This window comes from Joostella atrarenae, from assembly GCF_021764745.1.
Lineage (GTDB): Bacteria > Bacteroidota > Bacteroidia > Flavobacteriales > Flavobacteriaceae > Galbibacter > Galbibacter atrarenae.
Window position 1 is genome coordinate 1 of the sequence record NZ_JAETXX010000036.1, and the last position, 1242, is coordinate 1242.

A 1242-nucleotide genomic window follows, 5' to 3' on the forward strand; every position below is an offset into this window, starting at 1 on the left:
GGTGAAGTTCAAACCTGCCTTTTTAGCAAAAGCAGTAGAAGGAGCACCGCTTTCATTGGATCTTTCTGCAAACTTCTTAATTCAAGAGAAACTAACTTTAGGGCTTGGTTACCGTTGGGATGATTCTGTAAGTGGACTTATTGGTTTCCAGATGACTCCAGGGGTGTTCGCAGGATATGCTTATGATTACACTACCAGTGAACTTAATAATTACAATAGTGGAACCCATGAAATCATGGTTCGCTTTGATATTTTTAACAATCGTAGAATTAAATCACCTAGATTCTTTTAACTATGAAAATAAAACTACACCTTACTATACTTATATTAATAACGATTGCTCCTATGTTTTTATTGGGGCAAAGTACCACGGTAGCAGAACGTTATTTTAATGAATATGCATATGTAAAGGCCGCCTCCATGTATGAAGAGATTCTTGAAGAAGGAGACTCCACGCAACTTAACTTAGAACGTTTAGGCGATAGCTATTACAATGTGAGAAATACGACTTTAAGTACCCCCATATATGCTGCTTTACTAGATAAATATGAGCAAGAAGTAGCGCCTACTTATTATTTTAAATATGCCCAAAGTTTAAAAGCCAATGGTGAAGATGAGAAAGCAACTGTTTGGTTTGAGAAGTTTTTTAATAGCGTCTCGAACGACAAACGTGCTAATCGCTTTTTAGAAGGGATTAACACGGTTAACAAAGCTAAAATACCTGTTGCAGAACAGATCAAATTAGCCGAAGGAAATACAGCATTATCAGACTTTACAGGTTTTATTCAACAGGATACGTTGTATTGGTTTTCGGCAAGTAATACTACTGGAGGGAAAACATACCAATGGAATAGTCAGCCATTTTTAGATGTATTCGCCTCTAAAATAAGTCCAGAGGGAACTATAAATCCTAAAATAGCAACCGACTTCCTTTCAGAAATTAATACAAAATATCATGAAGCTACACTTTGTATTACAAAAGACGGTAAGACCATGTATTTTACCCGTGATAATTATGACGGAAGAAAGCTAGGAAAAGACAAAGAGAAAACAACACATTTAAAACTTTACAGCGCTCATTTGGAGGATGGTAAGTGGACTAATGTAGAAGAACTGCCTATTAATAGCGATCTGTATTCTGTAGGGCACCCTGCTTTAAATGCAGAAGAAACAGTTCTTTATTTTGTTTCGGATATGCCTGGGAGTTTAGGGAATACCGATTTATATCAAGTAAGTATTGTA

At 36.2% G+C, this 1242-nt stretch carries 2 protein-coding genes; both read left to right on the plus strand.

All coding sequences use genetic code 11. The annotated features are described in order from the left end of the window. On the plus strand, positions 1-292 hold a 292-nt coding region (locus tag JM658_RS16940; protein ID WP_236961077.1), incomplete at its 5' end, for a type IX secretion system membrane protein PorP/SprF. A gap of 2 nt (positions 293-294) precedes the next feature. Further along, on the plus strand, positions 295-1242 hold a 948-nt coding region (locus tag JM658_RS16945), incomplete at its 3' end, for a tetratricopeptide repeat protein (RefSeq protein WP_394800501.1).